Source organism: Sphingobium sp. Ant17, from assembly GCF_000588875.1.
Taxonomy (GTDB): Bacteria; Pseudomonadota; Alphaproteobacteria; order Sphingomonadales; family Sphingomonadaceae; genus Sphingobium.
Genome location: NZ_JEMV01000151.1, coordinates 1 through 2,633, shown reverse-complemented (window position 1 = coordinate 2,633; position 2,633 = coordinate 1). Strand labels below are relative to the sequence as shown.

The 2,633-nt window shown below is 53.8% G+C and carries 3 protein-coding genes and 3 pseudogenes; all 6 read left to right on the top strand.

Going from position 1 to position 2,633, the window contains the following annotated elements; all coding sequences use genetic code 11:
• Positions 1 to 288: hypothetical protein (locus tag BF95_RS30030; protein WP_235210002.1), on the top strand; the 288-nt coding region annotated here is incomplete at its 5' end.
• A 59-nt stretch (positions 289 to 347) separates the two neighbouring features.
• Positions 348 to 804: pseudogene (locus tag BF95_RS24885) on the top strand (pyridoxamine 5'-phosphate oxidase family protein).
• A gap of 319 nt (positions 805 to 1,123) precedes the next feature.
• Positions 1,124 to 1,516 (top strand): GNAT family N-acetyltransferase, encoded by a 393-nt coding sequence (locus BF95_RS27050; protein WP_200866861.1) that lies wholly within the window; start codon positions 1,124 to 1,126, stop codon positions 1,514 to 1,516.
• 89 nt (positions 1,517 to 1,605) lie between these two features.
• The gene (locus tag BF95_RS31315; RefSeq protein ID WP_081764292.1) at positions 1,606 to 1,740 is read left to right on the top strand and encodes a transposase; all 135 of its coding nucleotides are present in this window, start codon (positions 1,606 to 1,608) and stop codon (positions 1,738 to 1,740) included.
• 229 nt (positions 1,741 to 1,969) lie between these two features.
• Positions 1,970 to 2,335, top strand: a pseudogene (locus BF95_RS27740) (transposase); the annotation flags it as partial.
• Between the two features lie 91 nt (positions 2,336 to 2,426).
• A pseudogene (locus BF95_RS30025) lies at positions 2,427 to 2,633 on the top strand (hypothetical protein); the annotation flags it as partial.

Sequence of the window (2,633 nt, the reverse complement as noted above, 5' to 3'; positions counted from 1 at the left end):
ATGGTGACCACCTCAACACCCAGCTACACCACCACATGGGACGATCCACGGGTCACGCCTGATCAGCTCATAGGTAGCTATGACCGCCGGCTCCGGGCCTTTTTTCGACAACCTCAAGAAATCGACGACCGCCTACCTCCAGCAATCCCGTCCGGTCCGCATCGGAATTCGCCTTGCGGCATCTTTTCGGCAAGTTTGCACGTGCGTAAGGAGTTTTGTGCTTACGGAGCCTGCAAGGCACCGTCTTCGGCCTTCTTCGCAACCTTGTTTGATCCTGAGTTGTTGTAGTTCCACAAACCGAGGAGATCGCTATGGGAAACTAATAATCACACCCCTGAAAACAGCACATGTGGGGAAAAAGCTTGATAAAAGGCCCGTTTATCATGGTCGGCCTTGCCGACGGAAGCGTTACCCACTCGGAACCGCTGACCGCGCAGCTCGACAAGGATCAGGTCGATACAATCTGGTTTTTTTATCGGCAAAGACAATCGCCTCTCAACGGGTGGAGTCGCGATGGCCCAGTTTGTCTCGAAGGGACAAGATTTCTTTGCTTCCCTATCTGGGAAAGTGGCTATCGATAACGACCCGGCAATGATCGAGAAACTTTGGTCCAAGCCTGTCGAGGCCTGGTTCCCCGGTGGGAAGTCCGACCCAAATCTGGCACTGCTCCGCTTTAACATCGATGAAGCGGAGCTGTGGGAGGCTGACATGTCTCTAACGGGGAAACTAAAGATGCTCTTTGGCGGAAAGATTGAGGCCGACGAAGAGGGCAGCCACGCCGTGGTGTCCAACACGATCGTTTAGGCCTGCGATTACAGGTCGGCGGGATTCGCTCGCCGACCTGTATGCGCAACTCGTTGCCGTCCGGCTGCTCATTCTCATCTCCCGGAAGCAGCCATTCGTTCAGATTTGACTGGCCCATCAGGTAAGGGAAATCTGCCGGTCGACCGCTGACCAAAATGCGACCTTCAATTTTGCTGATGACCTCTTCAGAAATGGATATGCTGCCGCGTATCATTCAGCAGGGCGCAACATTTTTGATGTTCGAGAGGACCATTAGACGGGAGAACAGACGCGCACCCTGTTGGCACTTCACCTCCAAGGGATGATGGCTAGTTCGCCATTGGGCAGCGTATTCGCCCTCGATCTCACGGGCTTACAAACACCAGATATTACTGCCTGGACATCTTGGGTTGTGGGACGCGTCGCCGCAATAGGCGCATTGAAGATGCTTTCGCACGAAGTTGCCGAAGTGAAGTCGATGCGAACTTATCCTGATTTCCTGAGGATGGGTAATGGCGGTGTGATTTTAGAGAGGATCATCGCCGCAGCCATTGCCCAGAGTTTTCGCCATCTTAGCTTGGAAACAGGAAGCTGGGCGGCATTTGATACTGCGCTCACTTTAGTAAGGGCGGCGAGAGTTCACAAACGGGGCGGCCTTCAGCGGCTACGAGCACGGCGACTTCAACAATTTCTCCACCTCGACCTTGTTCGTCCGAACGTCAGCGCTCGATAAACCTCAGTTTCAAAGCCATCCTTTTCGCTTCCCCCCCCCCCCCCCCCCCCCGCAATTTATTGGCGCTAAGGAAGCAGCGAGTCGCGCCGATGCTGCCGACCTCGCTGGATAACCGACAGCATTTCGAAGGGATGATGTGGATCAACCGGACAGTCTCGCAATGGCGACACCTGCCAGACCGAGATGGCAAGTGGAAATGTGTTTTTCGCTGCTATCGGCGTTAGATGACGACTGGCATGTTTGAGGCCTGCTTGAAACGCTTGCCGAAATGGTGGAGCGAGATGCCCGCGCCGATATGATCGAAAGCACCGTCGTCCGGGCACATCATTGTGCAATCGGCATAAAAAGRGCTCGCGAAACCGAGGCGTTTGGCCCATCGCGCGGCAGCTTCAGCACTAAACTCCACGCGCGGTGTGACGCCAAAGGCCGCCCGCTCGGCTTCGTTCTACGCCAGGACAGGTCCACGATTTTCAAGCAGTCGGTCCGCTGTTTCGCATGATCACCGACAAGATCGAGACGCTACTGGCCAACAAAGGGTATGATGCCGACGCCCTCCGTGAAGAGTTGGAGAACGCTGAAGTTGAAATCGTCATCCTGGCCAAGAGCAACCGACGCGAACCCATCCCCCAAGACCGCGAAAATTACCGCTGGCGCAACCTCGTCGAGCGCCTGTTCAACAAACTCAACGACTGGCGGCGTATCGCCACGCGTTCGACAAGACCAAAAAAAATTTCAACCTCGGCTTCGTCAGCCTCGTGGCAGTTCTGCAATGGATACTGTTTGTCCACGAAACCTAGCTGTATTTGCAAGCAAACATAGGGTATGAAAATATAAACAAGCGACAAGGGTTCTCGTGAAAGGTCTGAATTTGACCCAAAAACCCTATGTTGTGACTCGAGAGGATTTAAATATGACAACTGCCGCAAGCAGAGACAAGAAGCTGCATTATGATCTAACAAATGTTGGACTAAGGGCCCAAGCCACAGCGGCAGGTTTAGTGCAGCTTTGTGTCGAATTGCGGCGCGCAGGCATCATCGATAACGATGCTTTGGACCGGATTAAAATCTCAATAGCAGACGAGATTGTTGTTTTGTGCGCCTCGTCCGGTAGACAGGTC